Annotated in this window: 10 protein-coding genes; 1 reads left to right on the top strand and 9 read right to left on the bottom strand. The window is 48.1% G+C overall.

Annotated elements, in window-relative coordinates:
- Positions 1-294: 294 nt before the first annotated feature.
- The 5 genes from argS (ACXLDX_RS12780) to ACXLDX_RS12760 all read right to left on the bottom strand — a co-directional run bounded on the left by argS (ACXLDX_RS12780) (position 295) and on the right by ACXLDX_RS12760 (position 3798).
- The gene (argS, locus tag ACXLDX_RS12780) at positions 295-1233 is read right to left on the bottom strand and encodes an arginine--tRNA ligase (protein WP_457577573.1); all 939 of its coding nucleotides are present in this window, start codon (positions 1231-1233) and stop codon (positions 295-297) included.
- Positions 1234-1251: 18 nt separating this feature from the next.
- Positions 1252-1953 (bottom strand): arginine--tRNA ligase domain-containing protein, encoded by a 702-nt coding sequence (gene argS, locus ACXLDX_RS12775; RefSeq protein WP_457577572.1) that lies wholly within the window; start codon positions 1951-1953, stop codon positions 1252-1254.
- A gap of 6 nt (positions 1954-1959) precedes the next feature.
- Entirely contained in the window at positions 1960-3087 is a 1128-nt protein-coding gene (gene alr, locus ACXLDX_RS12770) for an alanine racemase (RefSeq protein ID WP_457577571.1), read from the bottom strand.
- Complete coding sequence (locus ACXLDX_RS12765; protein WP_457577570.1) at positions 3080-3532, bottom strand: hypothetical protein; 453 nt, start codon at positions 3530-3532, stop codon at positions 3080-3082. Before ACXLDX_RS12765 ends, alr begins: the two co-directional genes overlap by 8 nt.
- 80 nt (positions 3533-3612) lie before the next feature.
- On the bottom strand, positions 3613-3798 hold the full coding sequence (locus tag ACXLDX_RS12760; protein WP_228856319.1) for a ferredoxin family protein: 186 nt from the start codon (positions 3796-3798) through the stop codon (positions 3613-3615).
- A gap of 328 nt (positions 3799-4126) precedes the next feature.
- On the opposite strand from ACXLDX_RS12760, the gene ACXLDX_RS12755 reads away from it, so the two are divergent.
- A complete protein-coding gene (locus ACXLDX_RS12755) occupies positions 4127-4480 on the top strand; it encodes a hypothetical protein (protein WP_457577569.1) in 354 nt (117 codons plus the stop codon).
- Positions 4481-4523: 43 nt separating this feature from the next.
- Here the strand turns inward: ACXLDX_RS12755 and ACXLDX_RS12750 are convergent, their stop codons facing one another.
- The 4 genes from ACXLDX_RS12750 to ACXLDX_RS12735 form a co-directional block, all read right to left on the bottom strand.
- On the bottom strand, positions 4524-5969 hold the full coding sequence (locus ACXLDX_RS12750) for a cobyrinic acid a,c-diamide synthase CobB (RefSeq protein ID WP_457577568.1): 1446 nt from the start codon (positions 5967-5969) through the stop codon (positions 4524-4526).
- A 188-nt stretch (positions 5970-6157) separates the two neighbouring features.
- A complete protein-coding gene (locus ACXLDX_RS12745) occupies positions 6158-6829 on the bottom strand; it encodes a lysophospholipid acyltransferase family protein (protein ID WP_457577567.1) in 672 nt (223 codons plus the stop codon).
- On the bottom strand, positions 6826-8841 hold the full coding sequence (uvrB, locus tag ACXLDX_RS12740) for an excinuclease ABC subunit UvrB (protein ID WP_457577566.1): 2016 nt from the start codon (positions 8839-8841) through the stop codon (positions 6826-6828). Before uvrB ends, ACXLDX_RS12745 begins: the two co-directional genes overlap by 4 nt.
- 4 nt (positions 8842-8845) lie before the next feature.
- Positions 8846-9040: a ferredoxin gene (locus tag ACXLDX_RS12735; protein ID WP_457577565.1), complete on the bottom strand. Its 195-nt coding sequence runs from the start codon at positions 9038-9040 to the stop codon at positions 8846-8848.
- Positions 9041-9315: the final 275 nt, after the last annotated feature.

Raw genomic sequence — 9315 nt, 5'->3', positions numbered from 1 at the left:
TAACAACTCTATGATTTTATTACTCTGAACTGTAATTGTTCACAGGTGCCACAGATTTTTGCAGGCTCTTCTGTTCGCTATAGCCCACCTATGTGGACAGAAGAGACCGTGAAAAGCTGGGGTGCCTGTGAGCAATTACCTTGTAACTCCTTACAGGGGTAACAACTCTATGATTTTATTACTCTGAACTGTAATTGTTCACAGGTGCCACAGATTTTTGCAGGCTCTTCTGTTCGCTATAGCCCACCTATGTGAACAGAAGAGACCGTGAAAAGCTGGGGTGCCTGTGAGCAATTACATTTTTTCAGGTGCGCTGATACCTGTAATATCAAGCCCGTTGCGAATGACGATACGCAACACTTCCACCAGTGCCAGACGGGCCCTGGTCAGTGGCAGATCATCGGTTAATACCTTGTGCTTATTGTAGTAACTGTGAAATTTCCCTGCGAGATCAATAAAATAAAAAATAGCCTTGTGGGGCGCCAGTTCAAGTGCTGCAGTTTCAATCATTTCCGGAAAAGCTGAAACAGCTTTAAGAATGTCCAATTCTTCAGGCTCCCGCAGAAGGGACAGATCAACCTCTTCGAGATGGCCCGGCTGCAACCCTTTTTCCCTGGCCTGGCGGATTATGGAGCAGAGCCTTGCATGTCCGTACTGCACATAATAAACCGGGTTCTCCTGGCTTCTTTTCGTGGCGAGATCCAGATCAAACTCCATCTGGCTGTCCGCCCTGCGCATCATAAAAAAGAAACGAACCGCATCAGTGCCCACCAGTTCAATAAGCTCATCCACCGTTATGAAATTGGCTTTTCTGGTGGACATTTTCACCTGCTTTCCATCCCTGGTCAGAGTAACAAACTGATGCAGCACAACAGTCACAAGGGACGGATCATACCCCAGGGCCTCTACACCCGCAAGGACATCGGGAACAGTGGCAATATGGTCTGAACCGAATATATCAATCAGCCAGTCAAAATTTCTCCTGAACTTTTCCCTGTGATAGGCGATATCAGGCAACCTGTATGTGGGTTCCCCACTGCTTTTAATGATTACACGGTCCTTTTCCTGCCCGAACTCTGTTGTTTTGAACCAGACGGCGTTGTCTTTTTCGTAAACATATCCCTTTTCTTTTAACCGGGAAACCACATCATCAATATGACCGTCTTCATAAAGGGAACGTTCATTATAATAGTTGTCAAAAACAATTCCCATTCGCTCAAGTGTCCTGGAAATATCCCTGAAGATAAATTTCTAAGCACACTTTTTAAACGGGGTAACATCTTCCACGCTTTTCAGCGAATCCCCTCTTTCATCAACGAGAGAACGGGCGATATCAATAATATATTTTCCCTGGTAACCATCCTCCGGAAAAACAGCTTTTTCCCCGATCAGTTCCAGGTACCTGGCTCTTGTCGATTCTCCGAGAACACGCATCTGCCTGCCGGCGTCATTGTAATAATATTCCCGAAACACATCGTGCCCCGTGGCTTCCAGCAGCCTGGCAATTGAATCACCGAGAATAGCCTGTCTGCCGTGACCGATACTGAGGGGGCCGGTGGGATTGGCACTGACGAATTCAACCATCACCTTCCTGCTGCGGCCAACTTCACTTCTGCCGAAGTCTTCATCCCGGTCAATGACAACGGGGATGAGAGTGCGCCAGACATCACCATTGATAAAAAAATTAATGAAACCGGGACCGGCAATTTCCACCCGTCTAAAAAGTTTTTTCTCCCCAGCCAGCCCTTCCACCACCGCAGCTGCAATCTCCCTCGGATTGCGCTTCTCAATTCCTGCAAGTACCAGGGCAATATTGGAAGAAAAATCCCCCTGACCTTCATGTCTGGGCAGTTCCACCGTATATTTGCCCCTGCCGCTGTCGGACCAGCTCCCTGCGATCACACCTTCTTCAAAACAATTGTCCAGAACTGACTTGACCTGTAAACGAATCATTCCATTCTACTCTCTGTGCACTCTTTTATTATTATTGCCAAAAAGACAAAGTACTTCATAACTTATACTGCCGGTTTTTTCAGCTATATCGTCAGCCGTTATCACTGCATCACCCTGTCGTCCCAGGAGAACGGCCTCATCACCTGTCTGAACTCCGTCCATTCCTGTAATATCAACCATACAAATATTCATGCAGATCCGACCCCGCACAGGGACCTTCCTGCCATGGATCAGGACCTCTCCCCGGTTTGACAGAATACGGGAAAAACCGTCCTCGTATCCGACAGGAAGGACAGCAATCCGCATATCCCGTTCAGCTCTAAAAGTGTGACCGTAGCTTATTCCAGCACCTTTCGGCAGATCTTTCACTTGAATAATCCGTGTTGTAAATGTCATGGCCGGTACAAGTCTCAAGCTATCACTGGTGTTTTCAGGCTGCCTGCCGAAAGGGTGATAGCCATACAGAGATATTCCGGCACGAACCATATCGCAGTTGGTGTCGGGAAAGTTAAGCACTGCTCCGGAATTGGCAATGTGGAGGACGAAATTCTCCCGTCCGGCCAGGGATGAACATGCCTGTTGAAAGACGGAAAAACCGTCCCTGGTGCTGGGGGAATCCATCACATCCGATTCAGGGAAGTGACTCATGATCCCCTGGACCGATATTCCCGGCAACGCATCCAGCTCCCTCACAAACCCGTCCAGGTCCCTGGGCATGACACCCAACCGCCCCATACCCGTATCGACTTTGATATGCACTCCAGCATGTTTCCCTGCCTCTACAGCGGCATGGGAAAGGGCAGTTGCGGCCCCGGAGGAAAATACTGCGGGAGTCAACCCATGTTCAACAACAATTGCTGCATTTTCCGGATCAAACCCGAGCATGACAAAAATCTGTCCCTTTATGCCGGATTTACGGAGTGTGACTGCCTCACAGAGTTCCGCTACCCCGAAAACAGTGCAGCCGACATCTTGAAATGCCCGTGCTGTGAGGACCATGTCATGTCCATACGCATCCGCTTTCACCATGGCCATCACTTTGACACCCGGAGCCACCCGGCTTTCAATGAATTTGTAATTGCTCTGCAGAGCCTTCCTGCTGACAGAAACACAGTTGAACGATGTATCAGACATAACCCGTCCCTTTCCTCCAGGCAAACCAGGCGAGCCTGCTGGAAAAAAGCAGTCCCCACCCTATTGTTAAATAAATGAAACTGAGCAGTTCAGAAGGGAGTGACGATCTGCGCAAACCAATTCCCATGGCTATCATTCCCCCGACCAGCATCCATGTCTTTATAGAATACACGGCCCCGAAACAGGTATTGTCATGGAACCCTGATATGCGTTTGAGGGTTCTCCTGGCCGACCGGTCAAGAACAAGATATCCCTTGAGAGTACCAGCCACCAGGGAGACGACAACAATTACTGCCTGATAATCAGACACCCTTGCGAGACGAAAAAATCCTTTTGTCAGTAAAAGTGTCCCGACCCCGGACCATAGCATTGCCGCAAGAAGAAGATGAGTTCGCCTGGCAACTCCCGGTTTAAACCGTAACAGCAGAGTTTTTTTTGATTTCACCAGTGTCCTCCTCAGAAACGGAACAAGCCCATCCCCTGCTCAGGAGATGGGCTTGTCACATAAAGCGAATGCAGCAGTAATTACATCTCAGTTACTGTGATTGCATCTTCCGGACAAACTTCAACACAGGTTTCACAACCAAGGCATTCATCCATTTCCACGGGCTCAGCCTTGCCGTCTTCCATTTCAAATACCTGTGCTGGACATGCTGCTACACATTCTTCATCGCCACTGCATTTATCTTTATCTACCACTACTTCGAACATAATTCACCTCCATAGAGTGAGTTTTAAATAAGCAGACATCGTACTTATTGATATGCGGAACTAACCCGAACGACTCAGTCATTTCGTGTACTACTCCAATAATTCAAGGCCAGATTTTTGTCAAGCAAAAACGGATTGTCTACTGGACAGACAGGAATTAAAAAAACACACCATTACATATCTGCCTGAAAATGAGCAATTCCGTACAAAATCAAATATTGGTTATTTCCCAGTCAGACAGGAAAACTCACGGAACATCCTTGTTGACCTTTTGTTCACTTTTCGTAATACTGCGTACCAGAGTAAAAAAAACAACTACTGGAAAATCATGTCTCAGAAAACAAAACAGAAAAAATCGGAAAAAAAGCTCCGGGTGGAAAAACGTGAGCAGGCCATGGTCGAAGGCATTCTCGAAGGAAGCCCCGAGGGCATAGGGGTAGTTATTATAAGACTGGAATGCGGCTGCCGGAAGATGGCCGCCGTTTCAGCCAGTGGCGATCCAGCTTCCAAGGTGATCATCTACCGGGATAATGCCCAGAGTGTCTGTGATAAATGCAAGGAGGACAACGGCGATTACATGCGTGTTTCAGAATCCTTTATCGACTGGGTGGAACCTCCACCCGATGAGGCAACCCAGCGGGAAATATACCTGAAGGTCCTGGGGACAGCTCCGATACATTAGCCGGTGCAATTGCTCGCAGGCACCCGGCTTCTCATGGTCTCTTTTATCCGCACAGATAAACTGCAGAGAAGAAAAGCCTGCAAAAATGGCACCTGCGGGGAATTACAGGCTGGTTGCCCCCCCCCCGCAGGGCCCGGCATCGACCAACAAAACCCTCTGCCCATTGCACAGTTCCCTCCGCGTGCACATGGGTATAGAGCGCCAGAATATTTTTTTTTGCCAGTCCATCACGACCATTACAAAAACCTTTTCCCCGTTCCATTTTCAGCACCAGATCACTATCCTTCCCATGCCATTCCAAAATGGTGGAATATCGGAACTCGTGCCCTTTGACCTTTAATCCGCAGGGATAAAAAACTGTCTCACCGTCCACAATGAAATTAGTATAGCCATGGGCCTGGGGTTTTGGCGACATACCGAAACTGACGGGAAAGACGTCACTCATGGGAAACGTCTCACCATCAATTGTAATAGACCTTCCGAGATAAATCAGCCCGCCACACTCGGCATAGATCACCATTCCGCTCTCCGCCGCATCTTTTACACTCCTGCGAAAATCTCTGTTTTCGGCAAGAAGGCGGGCTCCGGTTTCAGGAAAACCACCACCAATATACAGACCGTCGAGGGGAGGCAGCCCGCTGTCAGTCATGGCGTTAAGAAAAACCAGCTCAGCTCCACAACGCTCAAGGGCTTCCAGATTTTCCGCATAATAGAACTGAAAAGCGGCATCCCGCAGAACACCTATCCTTACATCTTTCTGAATTTTTTTTCTCCTCCTGTCCAAAACTCCTGCTTCAGGTCCTTTTACCTCAGCCATCAGAGTTCTGATCTTCTCCAGATCGACATTTTCTTCAATCAGATCAGCCAGGAAATCAAGGGCCTTCCCGGAACCTTCATATTCCTGCCAGGGTACCATTCCAAGATGGCGCATGGGAAAAATATCTTTTTTCAGCCTGGGTATTGCCCCGAGAACAGGTAGTTTTGTGTAATAGTGGACCGCTTCGGTTATTAGTTTTTTCTGACGCTCTGTCCCTATCCGATTGAGGATAACTCCACAGACATCAAGCTGCGGTTCAAATTGCATGCAGCCCATAACCATAGCAGCCACAGTTCGCGTGGTCTTGGTGCAGTTGACCACTAGCAGGACGGGAAGTTTCAGGGCCAGAGCAAGATCCGCCGTGGAATATCCCCCCTCCACGTTGACACCGTCATAAAGTCCCCGATTTCCTTCAACAATAACAATATCAGCGGATGCTGAACGTTTTAGAAAGGAATCAGTTATTTTTTCCGGCTCCATAAGATATGGGTCTAGATTATAACAGTTGTGTCCCGCGGCAAGCTGCAGCCATCCTGCGTCGATATAATCCGGTCCCTTTTTGAAAGGAACGATATTTTTTCCCTTTCGGCGCAATGCTGCACAAAGTCCGACAGAGACAACACTCTTTCCTGAACCTCCGGCAAGACCGGCAATAACAAGTCCTTTTTTCACTCTTCCATCCTTTCTTTCACCCGGCCTAATGGTAATTGGTCAAAGGGGTAGCAACTCTATGATTTTATTAACTCTGAACTGTAATTGCTCACAGGTGCAGCAGATTTTTGCAGGCTCTTCTTCGCTATAGCCTAACCATGCGGGCAAAAGAGACCGTGAAAAGCTGGGGTACCTGTGAGTAATTACGCCTAATGTTCCGTTCTGTCAAAACCTGTCCATGCTCTTTCGTAAAGAGTATTCAACCGTTCTTCAAGCAGACACCTGTATCGTTCAATTTCGTCCCCCCGGATCCCGGCAGGAACGTAAAGAAGTTCACCAAAATAATAATTTATCCTTGAAAAAGGCCTGGGAATGGCCGTTTTGTCCCAGGAATGAATTGTAAAATAACTTGAAGCCGCCCATGTCATGGGAACAAGGGGTACACCGGTTCTGGAGGCAAGAAGAATAGCACCGGCCTGGGCAACCCTGGGAGGCCCCTGAGAACCATCAGCCACCATGGCACAGTTTTCACCACTGCGTATAATACCGAGCAGTTTCTTCAAAGCGGCCACCCCTTTTCTGTTACTTGACCCCCTGGCGGTACTGAAACCGAAATTACGGGCAAGGGCGGCTATATAGTCTCCGTCATCACTGGCACTCACCATCACCGTGGCCCGATATCTCCGAAGAAAATAAAAAACATAGATTATCGTATAATGCCAGAAGGAGGCAATGATCACCTTTTTTCCATCATCCACCTCCGCAAAACGTTCTGCATTGTATACCTTCACCCTGCAGGTAAAAAACCATATGCGCATCAACCAGGCCACACAAAAGGGTATGACGGCAAGAGATATTTTCCTTGAAAAACCGGCTTTCATCCCAATTCTATCTCCAGCATTCTCAATGTTTTTATACGATCCCTCAATTCAGCAGCCCTTTCAAATGCCAGTTTCCCGGCCGCGTCATGCATCTCTGTCTCCAGCCTGCCAATCTCTTTTTCCAGATCATTGAAAGAATGGTATTCGGGTATTTCCTCCGCCACCTGCGACAGATTATGGTGATCATCAGCAGAATAACCCGATGCCTGGAGATGTTCCTGCATACTGTTTTTCACCGGGGAAATAATGGTCCTGGGTGTAATATTATTTTTTCTGTTGTACTCCTGCTGTATTTTCCGCCGCCTCTCTGTCTCTTTAATCGTATATTTCATGGCGCCGGTAATCTCATCACCATACATGATCACCAGGCCGTCAACGTTTCTAGCGGCCCGACCGCAGGTCTGAATAAGAGACCTCTCCGAACGGAGAAACCCTTCCTTATCAGCATCCAGGATAGCAACCAGGGATACCTCGGGAATATCGAGTCCCTCCCGCAGGAGGTTGATGCCGACCAGGACATTGAATTCACCGTTTCGCAGTTCACGTATCAGTTCAACCCGTTCCAGAGTTTTTATATCCGAATGAAGATACCGCACACGAATTTCGAGATTTTCATAATAATCTGTAAGATCCTCGGCCATTCTCTTGGTCAGGGTGGTCACCAGAACCGCCTCCTTCCGTTCCGTCCGCAACCGTATCTCTTCCAGCAGGTCATCGACCTGATTGGCGGCCGGCCTGACCTCGATTCTCGGATCAAGAAGACCGGTCGGCCGGATAACCTGCTCCACCACCCCCCCTCCCACCTGCTTCAGCTCATAGGGACCAGGTGTTGCAGAGACGTAGATCACCTGGTTGATACGCTTTTCAAACTCATCAAAACGCAGCGGACGATTGTCCAGGGCGGAGGGAAGACGAAAACCGTAATCGACAAGGGTGGTTTTGCGGGATCTGTCCCCGTTATACATGCCGTTCAGCTGACCGATACCGATATGACTCTCATCAATGAAAAGCAGGTAATCCTCGGGAAAATAGTCCAGCAGGTTGGGCGGAGGTGCCCCGGGAGGTTTTCCGGTCAGATGTCTGCTGTAATTTTCAATGCCGGTGCAATATCCCAGTTCCCTGATCATTTCAAGATCAAACATGGTCCGTTGTTCCAGGCGCTGGGCCTCCACCAGGCGATTTTCATTCTGGAAAAACTGCAGACGTTCCTGCAGTTCCTCCCTGATCGTCCGGTCGGCAATCTGCAGCCTCTCCTTTGAGGTCACAAAATGACTGCCGGGGAAAACAGTATATTCATCAAGCGTCTCAAGAACCGCCCCCGTCAGGGAGTCAATCACCGTAATACCATCGAGTGTATCACCAAAAAACTCAAGGCGTACAGCCCGGTCCTCCTCGTGGGCCGGAAAGATATCGGTCACATCCCCCCGAACCCGGAAAGTTCCCCTGTGAAATGAGACATCGTTACGTTCATACTGCATAAAAACCAGGCGCCGCTGAACATCTTCCAGGGGGTAGTCTTCACCGGTCCGCAGGAACAGATGCATATTTTTGTATTCTTCGGGAGAACCCAGGCCGTAAATACATGACACGGAGGCAACAATCAGCACATCACGCCGGGTGAGCAGGGAACGGGTGGCAGAATGACGCATTTTGTCGATGGCATCATTTATTGAAGAGTCCTTTTCTATATAACTGTCGGACTGGGGAATATACGCCTCCGGCTGATAATAATCGTAATAGGATACAAAATACTCAACAGCATTGCGGGGAAAAAGTTCCCTGAACTCGCCAAACAGCTGGGCCGCAAGGGTCTTGTTTGGAGCAATAACCAGGGAAGGCCGTTGCACACGCTGAATAACATTGGCGATGGTAAAAGTTTTACCGGAACCGGTAACCCCAAGAAGCACCTGACTTTTAACACCTTTTTCAACACCCTGGGCCAGTTTCGCAACAGCGTCCGGCTGATCACCTGAGAGTGAAAACTGTGATACAAGCTGAAAAGAGTTGTCCATGCAGTCAGACCTCTTCCCAGGAAATACAATCTTCCGGACAGTTTTTTATCGCCTCGTCAACATCTTTTTTTTCGTAGGTATCCATTTCAGCGACTTCCATATACCCCAGGAATTCATTGTATCGAAAAATCTGGGGCGCAATCTCAACACAGCCCAGGCATTCACTGCAACGGCCCAGATCTATTACAGGAATTCTCATTATATTCTGCTGCCCTTCTTCATCATGATACGGTAATATTCATAATTTCTTACGTTCCTGACCCCTTAACGGCTTGCTGATATTTTTTTTGATAACTTTTTCTGATTAGGTATGAAACTCAGCCTGCTATTTATGACTCCGGGGATATGCCTGTTTTATCAGGCGTATTTCAAAAATCACATTAGACTGATTATAATATGACCTGGACTGACACTTTTTCATTTGAATTCCTTATCAGTTGAGATTTCCAGTGATTTTTGACCGTAGGCTAGCCT

The organism is Desulfomarina sp. (genome assembly GCF_054039375.1).
Note: the sequence above shows the minus strand (reverse complement) of the source record. Positions and strands in the feature narration are given on the sequence as shown.